This is a genomic window from Roseovarius halophilus (ex Wu et al. 2025), assembly GCF_047086965.1.
This window is the reverse complement of the sequence record NZ_JBKOTX010000426.1, coordinates 1-1,866: the sequence shown is the minus strand read 5'-3', so window position 1 is coordinate 1,866 and position 1,866 is coordinate 1. Positions and strand designations below refer to the sequence as shown.

General features: G+C 69.7%; 2 protein-coding genes and 1 pseudogene. All 3 read right to left on the bottom strand.

Features of this window, described 5'->3' with window-relative positions; genetic code table 11:
• Positions 1-97, bottom strand: a 97-nt coding sequence (locus ACH107_RS32440) for a DUF3726 domain-containing protein (RefSeq protein ID WP_412509721.1), incomplete at its 3' end; no start/stop codon positions are given.
• Entirely contained in the window at positions 94-1,737 is a 1,644-nt protein-coding gene (locus ACH107_RS32435) for a hypothetical protein (protein ID WP_412509720.1), read from the bottom strand. The genes ACH107_RS32435 and ACH107_RS32440, both read right to left, overlap by 4 nt.
• A pseudogene (locus ACH107_RS32430) lies at positions 1,665-1,866 on the bottom strand (hypothetical protein); the annotation flags it as partial. The gene ACH107_RS32435 and the pseudogene ACH107_RS32430, both read right to left, overlap by 73 nt.

The following is a 1,866-nucleotide window of genomic DNA, read 5'->3' as shown; positions in this document are numbered from 1 at the left end:
CCGCGCGGCCCGCTTCCTCGGCCAGGCCCCAGCTCAGCCCCGATCCGCGTGCCGCCTTGCGCGACAGCGCCTCGATCTCTCCCAGCGACCACGTCATTGCGCGGCCTCGGGCAGGTAGGGATACGTCCAGTCATCGGCGTTGCCCTCGGCCAGTTCATGGGGGAACGGCGCGTGCTGGTACATGTTGATGCGCAGCCAGCGGTCTGAGCGCGGGTCGAAATGGCAGGCGCCGAAGAAGCTGAGCTTCGCGCGCAACAGGTCGATGGGCATCATGTGCGCGTCGATGGTGTTGTCGCGGATCTCGGCATAGGGAAACCGCGCGGCGATCTGCGCCCGGCGCGCGATGTGGCGGTGTTCGGGATGGGCCAGCAGGAAAGCGGCCACCGGGCCGTCCGGCGCATCGCGAAGATCGGCGTGAAGGCGCGCGGCATCGCGGCCGGGGCAGAGCGGTTGCTCGTAGGGTTCGATGGGTTCCTCGAACCGCTGGCCCAGCCGCGGCTCCAGTTTCTGCTCGGAGACGTACCAGACGCGCGCCTGCGCGTCCGGGTGCCGCCAGTCGATATCGAGCGCCCAGCCGTACACATCCTCGACAAGGGCGCGCAGTCGAGACACCGGCATGGCGCCGTCGATGCGCCAATGGGCCTGTTCATCGGCATACATGCCGTCGCTGAGCCCGTCCACGAGCGCGCCGTAGGGTTCCATCATCAGCGAGACGAGCTGTTCCTGCCCTTCGAGGGACAGCGCCCGTTCGGCCCAGAGGTAAAGCCGGTTCCACGGCCGGTCCGTCGTCAGATCGGCGTCCTGCAGGTGCTCGGCGAGCCGGGTCATGTCGGCGCGCAGGGCGTCCAGCTTGGCGATCTGCACCGGGTGCTCGGACGTCCAGTCCGCCGCGTGAAGGCAGGCGCGGGCCGCATAGTGGCGGAATTCGTCGGCCTCGGCGGCCGTGGCCCGCGGCACGGAGCGCACGCGCGCCAGCGCCTCTTCGCGGGTCATGATCCAGTTGTTGATGAGGGCCGGATGCGTCATCAGGAAAGGCGCCATCCCCAGCCCCGTCGAATTGCCGATCCCGAAGCGGCGGCGCATGTCCGGGTCCAGCGGCACGGCTGATTTCGGGGCGCGGGCGCGGGCCATGTGTTCGACGAGGTCCATGACGAAGGCGCGGGTGAGATAGACCGACAGCATCTCGACCTGGAAGGGGCCGCGGCATTCGGGCCGGTCGGCGATCATCTCGCGGTCGGCGGCGCCGAACTTGCCCGAACCGTAGACGGCCGTGGTGCGCATCAGGTAGCCCACCTGCGCGACCTTTTCCGGGTCGGGCTGCCGGCCCCGGCTGAGGCTGTCGACCACGTGGTCCCACAGCCTGACCGAGCGGTTGGCGCGCGACAGCGACAATTCGCGGTCAGAGACGCGGCCGGCCTCCTGCTTGGGCACGTTGCGCGCCAGCCTGTCGAGGTCGGCGTCCGTCGGGATGCCGTCGAACAGGGTGAAGGTGGCGTCCCATTCGGTGGCGATGACGCGGTCCGAGCGTTTCTCGGGGGGCAGGTCGTTGGCGAAGGCCACGAGCGAGTACGCCCGGTGCGGGCCATGGGCGGTGTAGACGGCGCGGCCCGTGCCGCGCGCGTCGATGTCGAAGACCGGCCGCGAAAAGCGCCATGCCTCGGATTTCAGGCGGCGCAGGAGCGTCCGCATGAAGGACAGCCGGCACTGGTGGAACGCGCCCATACGGGCAAGGCGCATGACGGTTTCGGGCGGGCGGCGCGGGATGGCGGCAGGAGCCGGTCCAGCAATTCCAGGATCTGCGCCTGGATGGTCACGTCCAGCGCTGTCGTCGGCTCGTCCGCGATCAGCAGGTCGGGCCCGTTGGCC